Below are 268 nucleotides of genomic sequence, written 5' to 3'. Positions count from 1 at the left end.
AGCGCAGCTGGAAGAAGGCACGAATCGCATGGCGATAAAACCGCAGCAGCTCATCCAACGCTATTTGCTGCAGCGCTTCGGCGGGCAGCGGCTGGTTGAACGCCGGATGCGCCGCACCGCGACCATCGGCGGCGGGCAGCCACTCGGCGGCATAGCTTTGCGCCTCCGAGCCCGGCAAGAAATTCTCGGCGGCGAACGGCATGCGCGCATGCCACTTCAGCAAGTGCTCGCCCACTCGGCGGGCGCTGTCGTCTGCACTAAGTTCCTC

Annotated in this window: 1 protein-coding gene; it reads right to left on the bottom strand. The window is 65.3% G+C overall.

What is annotated here, in order from left to right:
- A partial coding sequence (locus tag RAD10_RS41970; RefSeq protein WP_461622036.1) for a hypothetical protein occupies positions 1–202 on the bottom strand: 202 nt, incomplete at its 3' end.
- Between the last annotated feature and the right edge of the window lie 66 nt (positions 203–268).

The organism is Bradyrhizobium sp. 23AC, from assembly GCF_054863025.1.
Note: the sequence above shows the minus strand (reverse complement) of the source record. Positions and strands in the feature narration are given on the sequence as shown.